The 14,867-nt window shown below is 64.9% G+C and carries 12 protein-coding genes; 10 read left to right on the top strand and 2 right to left on the bottom strand.

The window, feature by feature from the left end:
• Positions 1 to 61 precede the first annotated feature (61 nt).
• The 4 genes from P3C50_RS13350 (at position 62) to P3C50_RS13335 (ending at position 3,576) form a co-directional block, all read left to right on the top strand.
• Complete coding sequence (locus P3C50_RS13350) at positions 62 to 886, top strand: PA5502 family lipoprotein (protein ID WP_275546375.1); 825 nt, start codon at positions 62 to 64, stop codon at positions 884 to 886.
• A gap of 182 nt (positions 887 to 1,068) precedes the next feature.
• Positions 1,069 to 2,076, top strand: coding sequence for a methionine ABC transporter ATP-binding protein (locus tag P3C50_RS13345; RefSeq protein WP_275546374.1), 1,008 nt, complete (start codon positions 1,069 to 1,071; stop codon positions 2,074 to 2,076).
• Positions 2,076 to 2,744 (top strand): methionine ABC transporter permease, encoded by a 669-nt coding sequence (locus tag P3C50_RS13340; RefSeq protein ID WP_074676952.1) that lies wholly within the window; start codon positions 2,076 to 2,078, stop codon positions 2,742 to 2,744. The genes P3C50_RS13345 and P3C50_RS13340 overlap by 1 nt, the downstream gene beginning before the upstream one ends.
• 61 nt (positions 2,745 to 2,805) lie before the next feature.
• Complete coding sequence (locus P3C50_RS13335; RefSeq protein WP_275546373.1) at positions 2,806 to 3,576, top strand: MetQ/NlpA family ABC transporter substrate-binding protein; 771 nt, start codon at positions 2,806 to 2,808, stop codon at positions 3,574 to 3,576.
• 345 nt (positions 3,577 to 3,921) lie between these two features.
• Here P3C50_RS13335 and P3C50_RS13330 read toward each other — a convergent pair whose 3' ends face one another.
• On the bottom strand, positions 3,922 to 4,776 hold the full coding sequence (locus P3C50_RS13330; RefSeq protein WP_275546372.1) for a LysR family transcriptional regulator: 855 nt from the start codon (positions 4,774 to 4,776) through the stop codon (positions 3,922 to 3,924).
• A 112-nt stretch (positions 4,777 to 4,888) separates the two neighbouring features.
• Here P3C50_RS13330 and P3C50_RS13325 point away from each other — a divergent pair, with 112 nt between their 5' ends.
• The gene (locus P3C50_RS13325) at positions 4,889 to 5,314 is read left to right on the top strand and encodes a VOC family protein (RefSeq protein WP_197858891.1); all 426 of its coding nucleotides are present in this window, start codon (positions 4,889 to 4,891) and stop codon (positions 5,312 to 5,314) included.
• A gap of 42 nt (positions 5,315 to 5,356) precedes the next feature.
• Here the strand turns inward: P3C50_RS13325 and P3C50_RS13320 are convergent, their stop codons facing one another.
• The gene (locus P3C50_RS13320; RefSeq protein WP_275546371.1) at positions 5,357 to 8,239 is read right to left on the bottom strand and encodes an EAL domain-containing protein; all 2,883 of its coding nucleotides are present in this window, start codon (positions 8,237 to 8,239) and stop codon (positions 5,357 to 5,359) included.
• 289 nt (positions 8,240 to 8,528) lie between these two features.
• Between P3C50_RS13320 and uvrD the strand changes: the two genes are divergently transcribed.
• The 5 genes from uvrD (at position 8,529) to P3C50_RS13295 (ending at position 14,753) form a co-directional block, all read left to right on the top strand.
• Positions 8,529 to 10,712 (top strand): DNA helicase II, encoded by a 2,184-nt coding sequence (gene uvrD / locus P3C50_RS13315; protein WP_275546370.1) that lies wholly within the window; start codon positions 8,529 to 8,531, stop codon positions 10,710 to 10,712.
• Between the two features lie 23 nt (positions 10,713 to 10,735).
• Positions 10,736 to 11,830, top strand: coding sequence for a TRAP transporter substrate-binding protein (locus tag P3C50_RS13310; RefSeq protein WP_275546369.1), 1,095 nt, complete (start codon positions 10,736 to 10,738; stop codon positions 11,828 to 11,830).
• A gap of 124 nt (positions 11,831 to 11,954) precedes the next feature.
• Complete coding sequence (locus tag P3C50_RS13305; RefSeq protein WP_275546368.1) at positions 11,955 to 13,037, top strand: TRAP transporter substrate-binding protein; 1,083 nt, start codon at positions 11,955 to 11,957, stop codon at positions 13,035 to 13,037.
• Positions 13,038 to 13,140: 103 nt separating this feature from the next.
• Positions 13,141 to 13,722, top strand: coding sequence for a TetR/AcrR family transcriptional regulator (locus tag P3C50_RS13300; RefSeq protein WP_275546367.1), 582 nt, complete (start codon positions 13,141 to 13,143; stop codon positions 13,720 to 13,722).
• 176 nt (positions 13,723 to 13,898) lie between these two features.
• Positions 13,899 to 14,753, top strand: coding sequence for a Tim44 domain-containing protein (locus P3C50_RS13295; protein ID WP_013717887.1), 855 nt, complete (start codon positions 13,899 to 13,901; stop codon positions 14,751 to 14,753).
• The last annotated feature ends 114 nt before the right edge of the window (positions 14,754 to 14,867 follow it).

Raw genomic sequence — 14,867 nt, 5'->3', positions numbered from 1 at the left:
GAAATCAGCAGTACGAACCTGTATGATTGCGCGTTTTTTGCACAATTCGAGACGCGTAGTCATGAAGTCGTTCGCTTTTCGCGGTCTTCCTCTTTTGCTGGTTCTGCTGCTGATCGGTTGCCAGAGCAGCCAGCAGCAGAGTCTCCCGCCGGTCGATGATCTGGTCCTCGCCTTCCGCCAGCTCGACCTGAGCCTGGCCGAGGAGCGTCTCGACGATGCGCGTAGCCAGCTCGGCGCACTGCAGCAACGCGCCAGCCGCGACACACGCCTGGAGCAGTACCAGCGCCAACTGGCCGAAGCCTATATGGAGCGGGGCCAGGAAGCGCTGCAGCAGGGCGATCTGGACCTCGCCGCACAAGCGCTGGGCCAGGCTCGCAGCCTGATGCCGCAGGCACCGTCATTGAGTCACGACCTCAACCAGGCCATCGATAGCGCCCGCGCCGCACGCCAGGCTGCAGCCGAACAGCAGGCACGCGAAGCTGCCGCCAAACTCGACGCCGAGCGCCAGGAGCAACTGCGCCAGCAGCGCCTGGCCAGAGCATCCGTCGCAACGGCGCCTGCGAGCGAGCCGGCACCAGAGGCCGAGAGCACGCCTGCCGCCCGAGTGATCGACCCCAGCGCGGCCACCAGTTCGGTGGCGTTGCCTATGCTGGACAGCCAGGACAACCAGCAATTGCGCCGCCTGCTCGACAGCGTGGCAGCGGACGTCGTGACCTTTCGCTGCGCCGTGCGCATCGAAGTACGCGAGGCCAAGGACTATCCCTGGGTCGCGGCACTGCTCTCGGCTCGTATCAAGAAGCTCGACCCGAGCTTCCGTCCGCAGCTAAGCCAGAAGATCGCGCCGCAACAGGTACCGCGCCTACTGTTGAGCCCGCAGCGTCAGTGAAACAGGCGCTGAGACCGCCGCTGATCGTTAATTCCGATTTGTAATAACCATAGGCCAACAAAGATTTTCTCGGCCTAAACACCGCCGGGTAGACTAGCGCCCTTTTGCGCCCACCCGGCGCCCGATGGCCGGCCCCTTCCACCTTGAGGCTCGCCCTTGAACACACCCAAAAGGTCGTTCGCGTGATCCAGTTTCAATCCGTCCACAAGGCCTACCGTGTCGCAGGCCGCGAGATTCCGGCGCTGCAGCCCACCACGTTGCAGATCGGCAACGGCCAGGTGTTTGGCATCATCGGCCACTCCGGCGCCGGCAAGAGCACCCTGCTGCGCCTGATCAACCGCCTGGAAGAACCCTCCGGCGGGCGCATCGAGATCGACGGCGTCGACGTCACCGCCCTCGATGCCAATGGCCTGCGCCGCTTCCGCCAACAGGTCGGGATGATCTTCCAGCATTTCAACCTGCTGTCGTCGAAAACCGTCGCCGGCAACATCGCCATGCCGCTGCGCCTGGCTGGCGAGCTGAGCCGCGCCGAGATCGACGCCCGCGTCGCTGAGCTGCTGGCCCGCGTCGGCCTGCAGGATCACGCCAACAAATACCCCGCGCAGCTCTCCGGCGGGCAGAAACAGCGTGTCGGCATCGCCCGTGCGCTGAGCACACGGCCGAAGATCCTGCTGTGCGACGAAGCCACCAGCGCTCTCGACCCGCAGACCACCACCGCCGTGCTGCAGCTGCTGGCCGAGATCAACCGCGAGCTGGGCCTGACCATCGTGCTGATCACCCACGAGATGGATGTGATCCGCCGCGTCTGCGACCGCGTGGCGGTGATGGACGCTGGCGTCATCGTCGAGGAAGGTCCGGTGGCCGAGGTGTTCCTGCACCCGCAGCACCCGACCACGCGGCGCTTCGTGCAGGAGTCCGAGCATGTCGACGAGGCCGAGCAGCACGACGACTTCGCCCACGTTTCGGGACGCATCCTGCGCCTGACCTTCCAGGGCGAAGCCACCTACGCGCCGCTGCTGGGCACCGTGGCCCGCGAGACCGGCGTGGACTACAGCATCCTTGCCGGACGCATCGACCGCATCAAGGACACCCCCTACGGCCAGCTCACGCTGGCCCTCACCGGTGGCGACATCGACGCCGCGCTGGCGCGCTTCGAAGCCGCCGACGTGCATCTGGAGGTACTGCGCTGATGCTCGAACAACTGCTACCCAACGTCTTCTGGCCGGAAATCTGGCAGGCCAGCCTCGATACTCTGAACATGCTGCTCGGCTCGATGTTGTTCACCGTGCTGCTCGGCCTGCCGCTCGGCGTGCTGCTGTTCCTCACCGGCCCGCGCCAGTTGTTCGAGCAGAAGGCCCTGTACGGTGCGCTGTCGCTGGTGGTGAACATCCTACGCTCGGTGCCCTTCGTCATCCTCTTGATCCTGATGATCCCCTTCACCGAGCTACTGGTCGGCACCTCGCTGGGCGTCGCTGGCGCCATTCCGCCGCTGGTGGTGGGCGCCACGCCGTTCTTCGCCCGCCTGGTGGAAACCGCCCTGCGCGAAGTGGAGCGCGGCATCATCGAGGCGACCCAGGCGATGGGCGCCAGCACTTGGCAGATCATCACCCGCGCGCTGCTGCCCGAGGCGCTGCCCGGTCTGCTCGCGGCCACCACCGTCACTGCGATTACCCTGGTCTCCTACACCGCCATGAGCGGCCTGATCGGCGGCGGCGGCCTCGGCGATCTGGCCGTACGCTATGGCTACCAACGCTACCAGCCGGACGTGATGGCCGTGACCGTGATTCTGCTGCTGATCCTGGTGCAGGTGCTGCAGATGGTCGGTGACCGGCTGGTTGTGCATTTTTCCCGCAAATGATGAAAAGCGGCGACTCGCCACCCGCGAGACCCGCACCAACCTTCCCAAAAGGAACCTTGAAATGAAGAAGCTGCTGACTGCAATCGCCGCCTGCGCGGCCTTCTCGGCCCAGGCCGAAACCCTGAGCGTCGCCGCCACCCCGGTGCCGCACGCGGAGATCCTCGAGTTCGTCAAACCGGCCCTGGCCAAAGAAGGCGTGGAGCTGAAGGTGCGCGTGTTCACCGACTACGTGCAGCCCAACCTGCAGGTACAGCAGAAGAACCTCGACGCCAACTTCTTCCAGCACCAGCCGTACCTAGACGAGTTCAATGCCAGCCGCAAGACCGAGTTGGTCAGCGTCGGCGGTGTGCACGTCGAGCCCTTCGGCGCCTACTCCAGCAAGATCAAGAGCCTCAACGAGCTGGCGCAAGGCGCCACCGTGGCCATCCCCAACGACGCCACCAACGGCGGCCGCGCCCTGCTGCTGCTGCAGAAGGCCGGTGTGATCACCCTCAAGCCGGAAGCCGGCATCCTCGCCACGCCGAAGGACATCGTCGAGAACCCGAAAGGCATCAAGGTGCGTGAACTGGAAGCGGCCACCCTGCCGCGCGTGCTGAGCCAGGTCGACGTTGCCCTGATCAACACCAACTACGCCCTGGAAGCCAAGCTGAACCCGACCCAGGACGCCCTGGCCATCGAAGGCAGCGACTCGCCGTACGTCAACATCCTGGTGACCCGCGCCGACAACAAGGACAGCGACGCCGTGCAGAAGCTGGTCAAGGCCCTGCACAGCGCCGAGACCAAGCAGTTCATCGAAGAGAAATACAAGGGCGCCGTCATACCGGCGTTCTGATCGCCGCACAGGTCCCAGCTGTAGCCAATGCCGCGCCGCTGCCAAGCCGCGCGGCATTTTTTATGGGCGGTACTTCGCGCACCCTACCTGGCTGCCAGCGCGGACAAGTCCGCTCCCACAAAAACGGTGCAAGCGCACGGCGGCTCGCCACTCATACCGTAGGAGCGGTCTTGACCGCGAAGCTTTTCCTGCTGCGCCATTCGCGGACAAGTCCGCTCCCACAATCCGCTCCCACAAAAATCGGCGCACGCCCAACCGGCCCTGAGCTTCTCTGGGCGAGTCCAGATGAACAGGCACAGGGCGACTACTGTTCCGGATTGCATGCAGGCTACGACCTCCCAAGGATTAGCCCCGCAGGCAATCCAGCAGACAGTCCAACGCCGGCTGGCGCTGCGCACGCCGCAACAGCGCCACCAGTTCACGGTGGAAGGCCAGTTCGCCGAGCTCGATCACCCGCAGGCGGGTCGGCCGCTGCAGCCACAGGCCGGCACGCGGCACCAGCGACACACCCATGCCGTTCTCCACCAGACGCACGATGGCCTCCACCTCGTCCAGCTCCAGCGCCTCGCGCACCGCCAGCCGCTGCTCGCGCAGGAAGCGGCAGACCTGGCGGCCACCGAACGAGGCCCGGTCGTATCGCACGAATGGGTGCTCGGCGAGCAACTGCAGCGGATCGTCGCCGGCTGCGTCCAGCGGTGCGATGAGCACGAAGGGCTCGCGCGCCAGCGGTACCTCCAGCAGCTCCTTGGGCAATGGGAACGGCGGCTTGATCAGCAGGGCCAGGTCCAGCTCGCCGGCATCGAGCTGGGTGAACAGCTGCAGCGACACCCCCGGCACCAGCTTCAGTTCGACCCGCGGCGCCAGCTGGCGAAAGCGCGGTAGCGCCTCGGCCAGCAGCCCGGTCTGCAGGGTGGCGATGGCGCCGACGCGCAATTCGCCCTGCCACTGATCAGCGGCCTGCGGCAGGGCCATCTGCGCATACAGCGCCAGCATCTGCTCAGCCAATGGCAGAGCGTGGCGACCGGCGGCGTTGAGCACGGCGGCGCGGCCGCTGCGGTCGAACAGGCGTACGCCGAGGTGCTGTTCCAGTACGCGGATCTGCGCGCTGACCGCCGACTGGGTCAGGCCGACCTGCTGCCCGGCAGCGGCGAAGGTGCCCAGGCGGGCCACGGTGACGAAGGTTTTCAGCTCGCGCAGCATGAGCGTCTCGATTGATCAAAATTATTTGAGCTTGCTAGAAAGGATATTCGCTTTCAATCGATTTGGCTGTTGCTAGGCTAGCCCGACAGACAATAACCAGAGGTAATGCGTGATGGCCCTTGCTCCCTTTCACCTGGCGATTCCCGTTTTCGATCTCGCCGCAGCGCGGCATTTCTATGGCGAGGTATTCGGTTGCGCCGAAGGGCGCAGCAGCGATCACTGGGTCGATTTCGATTTCTTCGGCCATCAGCTGGTGATCCACGAGGCGCCGAAGATGGCCTACCAGGAAGCGGCCGTGAGCAACCCGGTGGATGGCCACGACGTGCCGGTGCCGCACTTCGGCGTGGTGCTCGGCTGGGCCGACTGGGAAGCCCTGGCCGAGCGCCTGCGCAGCCGCGAGACGCAATTCGTCATCGAGCCCTATGTGCGTTTCAAGGGCCAGGTCGGCGAGCAGGCGACCATGTTCCTCCTCGACCCCTGTGGCAACGCCCTGGAATTCAAGGCGTTCAAGGACATCGGCCAGCTGTTCGCCAAGTGAGCAACTGAGTCAGATCCGGCGACGGGGCGAGGTAGACGCCGCTCAGTCCAGCGGGTGGTCGATCTGCGCGCGCAGCAGTTCGGCGAAGGCGCTGGCCTCCACCGGGCGGCTGATCAAAAAGCCCTGGATCTCGTCGCAGTTCTGGCTCTTGAGAAAGTCCATCTGGGCTTGGGTTTCCACGCCCTCGGCGACCACTTTCAGCTCCAGACTGTGGGCCATGGCGATGATCGCGCGAGTGATCGCCGCGTCCTCGCTGCCGGGCGAGAGATCGCGGATGAAGGTCTGGTCGATCTTCACGTAGTGCACCGGGAAGCGCTTGAGGTAGCTGAGCGAGCTGTAGCCGGTGCCGAAGTCGTCGATCGCCAGCTTCACGCCCAGCGCACGCAGTTGCTGGAAGGTGGCGATGACGCTTTCGACGTTGTCGAGCAGTTGGCTTTCGGTCAGTTCCAGCTCCAGGTACTGCGGCGCCAAGCCGGTTTCCTCGAGCACCTGGCGGACCAGGCTGGTGAGATTGCCCTGGCGCAGCTGGTGCACCGACAGGTTGACCGACACGCGTATCTGCGCCAGCCCCTGGCGCTGCCACTCGCAGGCCTGCTGGCAGGCCTGGCGCAGGACGAACTCGCCGATCGGCGCGATCAACCCGGTCTCTTCGGCCAGGCCGATGAACTCGCCCGGCGCCACCATCCCTTGCTGCGGATGGCGCCAGCGCACCAGCGCTTCGGCGGCATTGAGCTGGTCGTCGGCGAGGTTCAGCTTGGGCTGGTAGAACACCTCCAGCTGACCTTCGTCGATCGCCTTGCGCAACTGGTTCTCCAGTTGCAGGCGCTCGAGGGTATAGGCCTGCAGGTTGTCGGTGAAGAACTGGAAGGTATTGCCGCCCAGGTGCTTGGCATGCTGCACGGCCATGTTGGCCTGGCTGATCAGCGCGCTGATTTCGCGTGCGTAGTCCGGCAGCAGGCTGATCCCCAGGGAGGCGCTGACCACCAGCTCGTGACCGCCGACGGTCATCGGCACACGCAGCTTGGCCAACAGCCGGCTGGCCACCCGCGCCAGGCTTGAGAGGCTGCCGTAGGCGTCGAGGATGACGGCGAACTCATCGCCCGACAGCCGCGCGATGCAGTCAGCTTCGGGCAGGTTATGGGTCAGGCGGCGGCTGATCTGACGCAGCAACTGGTCCGCCACTTCATGGCCGAGGCTGTCGTTGAGCAGCTTGAAGCGGTCCAGGTCGATATGCACCAGGGCGATGCTGCGACCACTCTGCCGCGCGCGCTGGCTGGCCTCGTGCAGGCGCTCCTTGAACAGGGCGCGGTTGGCCAGGCCGGTCAGCTCGTCGTAGTGCGACAGGTAGCGCAGGCGTTCCTCGGCCTCGCGCCGCGCGGTGAGATCGGCGAAGAAGCCGACGATATGGCTGGGTCGTCCACTGGCATCGCGCACCAGATTGAGCTGCAACCATTGCGGATAGAGCTCGCCACTCTTGCGCGTCTCGATCAGTTCGCCCTGCCAGGTGCCGCTGCTGTCCAGCTCCTGGCGGATCAACTGGTACTGCCTGTGCATCTCGCGGCTGCCGATCAGGCTGGTCACGGTGCGCCCGACCACGTCCTCGCTGCCGTAACCGGTCACCGAGCTGAAGGCGCGGTTGACCGCCAGCATGCGGTAGTCGGGGTCGAGAATGAAGATACCCTCGCTGGCCGCCTCGAACACGGTCGCCGCAAGGCGCTGTTGCTGCTCCTGCTGGCGTCGCGCGCTGACGTCGCGCCGCGTGCCGAGCATGCGCCGGACACGCCCGGCGGCATCGCGCTCGACCGCGCGGCCACGGTCTTCGACCCAAATCCAGTGGCCATCGACATGGCGCACGCGGTATTCGATCTGATAATCCTCGCTGCGCCCCTTGAGGTGCTGGACCAGCGCCCGGCGCAGCCGCGGCAAGTCATCCGGATGCAGGCGTGGCGTCAGATCGCGCAGCATCACCTTGACCTGGCCCGGTTCCAGACCGAACAGCTCGCGCAGGTGCGAGTGGTGCACCTGATCGCTTTCCAGGTCCCAATCCCACAAGCCCAGCTCACTGGCCTCCAGCGCCAGGGCCAGGCGCGCCTGGCTCTTGCCCAGGGCGTGGGTCGCCTCGTCCAGCTCCAGGGTGCGCTCGGCCACACGCATTTCCAGCTCGTCGTGGGCACCGCGCAATTCGCGTTCGGCGCGGCGGCGTTGTTCCACCTCGCGCGCCAGTTCTTCGTTGAGCCCTTCTGCGCGCCGCTTGGCATGCTCAAGATTGCTGATCAGCGCCAGGTTGTGAAAGCGCTGCAGCAGGCTGCGCTGCACCAGCCGATTGACCTGCCAGGCGACGATCAGCAGGGCGAGAAACAGGATCACGCTGAGCAGTCCCCAGCCGCGTTGCAGGCCGTTATCGGCCAGCAGCAGGTAGGCGGCCGAAGGCACCAGGCACGGCAAGGCGAAACTCAGAAAAGCAGGCAGGCTGACGGCGTAGGCCACGCTGGCCGAAAGGATCGCCGCGCCGATCAGGCCATAGACCAGCGCCTGCTGATAGAACACGTCGGCCGGCACCAGCACGATCACGGCGAACGCCAGGGTCAGGCCGGATGCGGCGGCGCCGAAGAGGAAGATGCGCTGCCAGTAGGGTTCGGCCTGGCGGCTGGGCAGCGCCTCGTTGAAGGCATTCACCTGAGTCAGGCGTAGCAGCACCAGCAACTCCACCCAGCCCAGCCAGGCCGCGAGCAACGGCGCGCTCTGCTGACTCCACAGCAACAGACTGCAGGCCAGGCCGACCAGCAGCATGAGCAGGGTGGGCAGGCGCGAGCCCAGGAACAACAGGCGCGTGCGCTCGACGGTAATGTCCGTGGCGAACTGACGTGCAGCCTGCTGCGGGTCCAGCGTCACCTCGTGAACTACGGCGCTAGTCGTGGCGGTCATAGGCGATGTTCTTGTAATGGTGCCTAAGGGTCTGCGGCGTATATATGGGCGCTCTCAGCCCTGACGTCGCCGGAGAATACCCGAGACAGACCCAGTGCCCAACAAAGATGTGGACCATTTCACAGGGTGATGGCCAACTTTTGGCGGGCGCCCAAGATCGTACTGGCCCTTGGCCGCCTGCCTGCGCCCATCTGCGCCCTGACCTGCCGGTCGTCGGTTAGATCCGGTCGGTTTCGCCTCATCTGGCCGACGGTTTGCCCTCCCCTGCCCGGCCCCCTAGAATGCCGCGATGCAAAATGACCCCGAACTCCTCCTCGCTTCGCTCAACGACGCCCAGGTCCAGGCCGTGGCCGCCCCGCTCGGCCGCCAGCTGGTGCTGGCCGGCGCCGGCTCGGGCAAGACCCGCGTGCTGGTGCACCGCATCGCCTTCCTGATCCAGGCGATGGGCGCTTCGCCTCATTCGATCCTGTCGGTGACCTTTACCAACAAGGCCGCCGCCGAGATGCGCCACCGCATCGAACAGATGCTCGGCCACAACCCGGCCGGCATGTGGGTCGGCACCTTCCACGGCCTGGCCCATCGCCTGCTGCGCGCCCACTGGCAGGAAGCCGGGCTGGCCGAGAATTTCCAGATTCTCGACTCCGACGATCAGCAGCGCCTGATCAAACGAGTGATCCGTGACCTGGGCCTGGACGAACAACGCTGGCCGGCCAAGCAGGCGCAGTGGTTCATCAACGGCCAGAAGGACGAAGGCTTCCGCCCGCAGCATATTCAGGCTGGCGGCGACCTGTTCCTGGCCACCATGCGCGGTATCTACGAGGCCTACGAAGCGGCCTGCGCACGCACCGGGGTGATCGACTTTTCCGAGCTGCTGCTGCGCGCGCTCGACCTTTGGCGCGACAAGCCGGGCCTGCTCGAACATTACCAGCGGCGCTTCCGCCATATCCTGGTCGACGAGTTCCAGGACACCAACGCCGTGCAGTACGCCTGGCTGCGTCTGCTGGCCCAGGGCGGCGACACGTTGATGGTGGTCGGCGACGACGACCAGTCGATCTACGGCTGGCGCGGCGCGCGCATCGAGAACATCCAGCAGTTCTCCAGCGACTTCCCCGACACCCAGGTGATCCGCCTGGAGCAGAACTACCGCTCCACCGCCGGTATCCTCAAGGCGGCAAACGCCCTGATCGCCAACAACAACGGACGCCTCGGCAAGGAGCTGTGGACCGATGGCAGCGACGGCGAGCCGCTGGCCCTGTACGCCGCCTTCAACGAGCATGACGAAGCGCGCTACGTGGTCGAGACCATCGAGGACGCGCTGCGCAAGGACGGCCTCAAGCGCAGCGAGATCGCCATTCTGTATCGCTCCAACGCCCAGTCGCGGGTGCTGGAAGAGGCGCTGCTGCGCGAGCGTATCCCCTACCGCATCTACGGCGGCCAGCGCTTCTTCGAGCGCGCCGAGATCAAGAACGCCATGGCCTACCTGCGTCTGCTCGACGGACGCGGCAACGATGCTGCGCTGGAGCGCATCATCAACGTGCCGGCACGCGGCATCGGCGAGAAGAGCATCGAGACCATCCGCGAGTACGCCCGCGCCCATGACGTGCACATGTGGGAAGCGATCCGCCTGATGCTTGCCAACAAGGCCCTGCCAGGCCGCGCTTCGAGCGCCCTGAGCGGTTTTATCGAGCTGATCGAAGGCCTGGCCGAGAAGGTCCTGGCCATGCCCCTGCACCAGATGACCCAGGTGGTCATCGAGCAAAGTGGGCTGCTCGCCTACCACGAGGCGGAAAAGGGCGAGAAGGGCCAGGCCCGGGTGGAGAACCTGGAGGAACTGGTCAGCGCCGCGCGCGCCTTCGAGAACGACGAAAACGACGAGCTGACTCCGCTGCAGGCCTTCCTCACCCACGCCTCGCTGGAGGCCGGGGACACCCAGGCCGCCGAAAACGAGGACAGCATTCAACTGATGACCCTGCACAGCGCCAAGGGCCTGGAGTTCCCGCTGGTATTCCTGGTTGGCATGGAAGAGGGTCTGTTCCCACACAAGATGAGCCTGGAAGAACCGGGCCGACTGGAAGAAGAACGCCGCCTGGCCTACGTTGGCATTACCCGTGCCATGCAGAAGCTGGTGATCAGCTACGCCGAAACCCGGCGTCTCTACGGTAGCGAGACCTATAACAAGGTCTCGCGCTTCGTCCGCGAAATCCCCGCACCGCTGGTTCAGGAAGTACGCCTGAGCAATAGCGTCAGCCGCCCGGTAAGCACCAGCTCGATGAGCGGTAGCAGCCTGTTCGCCGGTAGCGCCGTGCCGCAGACGCCCTTCAATCTGGGCCAGCGGGTACGCCACAGCCTGTTCGGCGAGGGCACCATTCTCAACTTCGAGGGTGCCGGCGCGCAGGCCAGGGTGCAGGTGAATTTTGAAAACGAAGGCAGTAAGTGGCTGATGCTGGCATACGCCAAGCTCGAAGCCTGTTAGCACACCGTATCTGGAGATAATCGATGAATCGCCGCAATCTGTTCGGCACCGCTCTGGCGCTGATCGCCGCCATCGGCCTGGTTGGCTGCAAAGAAGAAAAGGCTGCCAGCGAGCAGGCCGCCGCTAAACCGGCAGAAACCTTCCACTGGAAGATGGTCACTTCCTGGCCGAAGAACTTCCCCGGTCTGGGCACCTCTGCCGAGCGCCTGGCTGAGCGTATCAACGCCATGAGCGCCGGGCGCCTGACCGTCAAGGTCTACGCCGCCGGCGAGCTGGTTCCCGCACTGGAAGTGTTCGACGCGGTATCGCGCGGCACCGCCGAGATGGGCCACGGCACCCCGTACTACTGGAAGGGCAAGGTACCGGCTGCGCAGTTCTTCAGCAGCGTGCCGTTCGGCCTCTCCACCCTGGAAATGAACGCCTGGCTGAGCAAGGGCGGCGGTCAGGCGCTGTGGGACGAAACCTATGCACCCTACGGTGTGAAACCGCTGTCGGCGGGCAACACCACCATGCAGATGGGCGGCTGGTTCAATAAGGAAATCAACAGCCTGGATGACATCAAGGGCCTGAAGATCCGCATGCCGGGCCTCGGCGGCGAAGTCTGGAGCAAGCTTGGCGCGATCACCGTCAACCTGCCCGGCGGCGAAATCTTCACCTCCCTGCAGACCGGTGCCATCGATGCCACCGACTGGGTCGGTCCGTACAACGACCTGGCCTTCGGTCTGCACAAGGCCACCAAGTACTATTACTTCCCGGGCTGGCAGGAGCCGCAGGCCGTGGTCGAATCCATGGTCAACCAGAAGGCCTTCGACGCGCTGCCGGCCGACCTGCAGGCCATCGTCGTCGAAGCCGCGCGCGCCGCGACCCTGGACATGATGGACGACTACGTGTTCAACAACGCCAAGGCGCTGCAAAGCCTGAAGAGCGAAGGCGTGCAGTTCAAGCGCCTGCCCGATGAAGTGCTGCAGGCCATGCGCGAACAATCCGACGTGGTGCTCGAAACCCTGGCAGCCGAGAACGACCTCAACGGCCGCATCTGGGCTTCGCAGAAAGCCTTCCTCGAAGAGGCCAGCGCCATGCAGGCACTGACCGAGAAAGAACTGTACGACTGGCGTTAAGCTGCTGCCGCTCCCACAAGGCTTTTTGCCCTTGTGGGAGCGAATTCATTCGCGATGGGGTTGGCGCCGTACCAGCAGGATCGCGAATGAATTCGCTCCTACAAAAAAATCTGGAAGCCACTCCATGCGCCTTTCCGCCCTGCTTCTGCTGCCCCTGCTCGCCGTTGGCCTGATCGGCTGCAAGGACGACTCCAAGCCGGCCGACCAGGCCGCAGCCCCCGCTCAGACCTTCCACTGGAAGATGGTCACCACCTGGCCGAAGAACGCTCCCGGCACCGGCACTGCCGCCGAACGCCTGGCCGAGCGCGTCAACGCCATGAGCGCCGGGCGCCTGACCATCAAGGTCTATGCCGCTGGCGAACTGGTGCCGGCGCTGGAAGTGTTCGATGCGGTGTCGCGCGGTACCGCCGAACTGGGCCACGGCACGCCCTACTACTGGAAGGGCAAGGTACCGGCCGCGCAATTCTTCGGCGCGGTGCCCTTCGGCTTGTCCACCCAGGAAATGAACGCCTGGCTGAGCAAGGGCGGTGGCCAGGCGCTATGGGACGAAGCTTACGCGCCGTTCGGCCTCAAGCCGCTGACCGCAGGCAACAGCACCATGCAGATGGGCGGCTGGTTCAACAAGGAAATCAACAACCTGGATGACATCAAGGGCCTGAAGATCCGAATGCCGGGCCTCGGCGGTGAAGTCTGGAGCCGCCTTGGTGCGACCACCGTGGTGATGCCTGGCGGCGAGATCTTCACCGCCTTGCAGACCGGTGCCATCGATGCGACAGACTGGGTCAGCCCCTACAACGACCTGGCCTTCGGCCTGCACAAGGCAGCCAGGTACTACTACTACCCGGGCTGGCAGGAGCCGCAGTCGGTCCTCGAACTGCTGATCAACCAGAAGGCTTACGACGCCCTGCCGGCAGACCTGCAGGCCATCGTCACCGAGGCGGCCCGCGCAGCGACCCAGGACATGATGGACGACTACGTGTTCCACAACGCCCTGGCGCTGGACGAGTTGAAGAAGAGCGGCACGCTGCTCAAGCGCTTCCCCGACGAGGTACTGCAGGCCATGCAGCGCGAGACCGAACAGGTGCTCGGCGACCTGGCGGCGCAGAGCGAACTCAATGGTCGTATCTGGGCCTCGATGCAGACCTTCCAGGCACTGGCCACCTCGATGCATGCGCTGTCGGAGAAGGAGCTGTACGACTGGCGCTGAGCCCGGTGATCGGCGACGGCGGTGCGCATGTCGCAGCAGCCGTCATTGGCTCCGTTTGTCGCTCCAGGCTGCACCTCATACTCTGGCGGCCATACTTCAGGGGATGAAAAAGAAGCCGACCGACCCCGCCCACATTCTTGATACCGCCCTGCAACTGGCCGACGTCTGCGGCTGGGAGCGCCTGCACCTTTTCGAGGTAGCCGCCGTACTGGACATCGGCCTGGACGATATCGCCCGCCACTACCGTGACAAGGATGACCTGGTGGAAGCCTGGTTCGATCACGCCGATCAGGCCATGCTCAACCACGCAGGAAACCCCGACCTCCCCGGGCTGAATGCCGAACAGCGCCTGGAAAGTTGCCTGCTGGCCTGGCTCGACAGCCTCGCCGCTCATCGGGCTGTCACCGCACAGATGCTGCTGTACAAACTGGAACCCGGTCATCTCCACCTGCAGGTACTCGGCCTGATGCGCATCAGCCGCACCGTGCAGTGGTGGCGCGAAGCAGCCGGGCGGCAGAGCCTGCATTTGCATCGTATCGCCGAAGAAACCCTGCTCACCAACGCCTACCTGCGCAGCTTCGTGCACTGGCTGCGCCACCCCGAAGAAGACGCAGTAACCTTCCGCGCCTTTCTGCGTAGCCAACTCCGCTGCGGCCCGCTGCCTCTACTGCTGCAACGCCCGTAGCTCGGATGAAGTCCGCGGCCATGGCTGCGGGCCTTCCCGGATTGCATCCGGGCTGCTCGAACATATCGCAGGGTGCTCGCCCTCCAGGCAAAAGCCGGAAACATTCTGTCACTGGTCATCACCCGCCACGGCGGGCAAGATGCCGACCAAGCTTTTCCACAAGAGAGAAAACCGTGATGCAGCGTTTCCTCAGTATCGCCATGGTGCTGTGCCTGGCACTGACCTTCAGCTTCGAAGCCCACGCCAAGCGTTTTGGCGGTGGCAAATCCTTCGGCTCCGCTCCCAGCCACCAGACTCGTCAGGCCACGCCGCCAGCTCAACAGGCTGCCCCAACTCCCGGCCGCCAGCAGCCTGCCGCTGCCGCCAGCGGCGCTTCGCGCTGGCTCGGCCCGCTGGCCGGTCTGGCCGCTGGTGGCCTGCTGGCCTCGATGTTCATGGGCGACGGCTTCGAAGGCCTGCAGATCATGGACATGCTGATCTTCGGCCTGATCGCCTTCCTGCTGTTCCGTTTCCTCGCCGCCCGTCGCGCTCGCCAACAGCCACAAATGGCTGCTGCCGGTGCGCCGTACCAGCGTGAAATGCCGAACGCCGACAACGCGCCGGCCGCTGGCAGCAATATCTTCGGCGGTCGTCTGGCTTCGGCCGCTCCGGTGATCAACGCCCCGGCCTGGTTCAACGAGCAGAGCTTCATCGCCGCTGGCCGTGAGCACTTCATGAACCTGCAGCAGCACTGGGACGCCGACGAGATGGACAAGATCGCCGAATTCGTCACCCCACAACTGCTGGACTTCCTCAAGCGCGAGCGCGCCGAACTGGGTGATGGCTTCCAGTCCACCTACATCGACGACCTTCAGGTCCAGCTCGACGGCGTCGACGACAACGCCGAGAAGACCATCGCCACCCTGACCTTCAGTGGCGTGTCCAAGACTTCGCGCTTCGACCAGGGCGAGCCGTTCAGCGAAAGCTGGCGCCTGGAGCGTGCCCAGGGCGACAACCAGCCCTGGCTGATCGCCGGCATTCGCCAGAACTGATCGCAACGACGCACAAAAAACCCGGGCTTGCCCGGGTTTTTCATTTCGGCATTTGCCGGCTATCGCGGCTGAAGCCGCTCCTACACCAGCGCCTTACGGCCCTCATGGCCATGT

The sequence above is a fragment of the Pseudomonas sp. Marseille-Q0931 genome (genome assembly GCF_940789645.1).
GTDB lineage: Bacteria > Pseudomonadota > Gammaproteobacteria > Pseudomonadales > Pseudomonadaceae > Aquipseudomonas.
Note: the sequence above shows the minus strand (reverse complement) of the source record. Positions and strands in the feature narration are given on the sequence as shown.

What these genes read in the sequence shown, in the direction of transcription:
- P3C50_RS13350 (WP_275546375.1), top strand. Translation starts at nt 62, where the DNA reads ATGAAGTCGTTCGCTTTTCGCGGTCTTCCTCTTTTGCTGGTTCTGCTG.
- P3C50_RS13340 (WP_074676952.1), top strand. Translation starts at nt 2,076, where the DNA reads ATGCTCGAACAACTGCTACCCAACGTCTTCTGGCCGGAAATCTGGCAG.
- P3C50_RS13335 (WP_275546373.1), top strand. Translation starts at nt 2,806, where the DNA reads ATGAAGAAGCTGCTGACTGCAATCGCCGCCTGCGCGGCCTTCTCGGCC.
- P3C50_RS13330 (WP_275546372.1), bottom strand. Translation starts at nt 4,776, where the DNA reads ATGCTGCGCGAGCTGAAAACCTTCGTCACCGTGGCCCGCCTGGGCACC.
- P3C50_RS13325 (WP_197858891.1), top strand. Translation starts at nt 4,889, where the DNA reads ATGGCCCTTGCTCCCTTTCACCTGGCGATTCCCGTTTTCGATCTCGCC.
- P3C50_RS13320 (WP_275546371.1), bottom strand. Translation starts at nt 8,239, where the DNA reads ATGACCGCCACGACTAGCGCCGTAGTTCACGAGGTGACGCTGGACCCG.
- uvrD (WP_275546370.1), top strand. Translation starts at nt 8,529, where the DNA reads ATGCAAAATGACCCCGAACTCCTCCTCGCTTCGCTCAACGACGCCCAG.
- P3C50_RS13310 (WP_275546369.1), top strand. Translation starts at nt 10,736, where the DNA reads ATGAATCGCCGCAATCTGTTCGGCACCGCTCTGGCGCTGATCGCCGCC.
- P3C50_RS13305 (WP_275546368.1), top strand. Translation starts at nt 11,955, where the DNA reads ATGCGCCTTTCCGCCCTGCTTCTGCTGCCCCTGCTCGCCGTTGGCCTG.
- P3C50_RS13300 (WP_275546367.1), top strand. Translation starts at nt 13,141, where the DNA reads ATGAAAAAGAAGCCGACCGACCCCGCCCACATTCTTGATACCGCCCTG.
- P3C50_RS13295 (WP_013717887.1), top strand. Translation starts at nt 13,899, where the DNA reads ATGCAGCGTTTCCTCAGTATCGCCATGGTGCTGTGCCTGGCACTGACC.